Genomic DNA, 205 nt, shown 5'->3' on the forward strand with positions numbered 1-205 from the left:
TGGTGGGCGATACCGGGCTCGAACCAGTGACCCCCTCCTTGTAAGGGAGATGCTCTACCAACTGAGCTAATCGCCCATTCATAACATTTACTGCTTTACTTCACTATCACAACGTTCATTCTTAATAAGAATGGTGGGCGATACCGGGCTCGAACCAGTGACCCCCTCCTTGTAAGGGAGATGCTCTACCAACTGAGCTAATCGC

At 50.2% G+C, this 205-nt stretch carries 1 tRNA gene; it reads right to left on the reverse strand.

Features of this window, described 5'->3' with window-relative positions:
- A tRNA-Val gene (locus GN208_RS18040) sits at positions 1–76 on the reverse strand.
- Positions 77–205 lie beyond the last annotated feature (129 nt).

It is taken from the genome of Morganella sp. HSTU-ASny43 (assembly GCF_022819185.1).
Classification (GTDB): Bacteria; Pseudomonadota; Gammaproteobacteria; order Enterobacterales; family Enterobacteriaceae; genus Morganella; species Morganella morganii.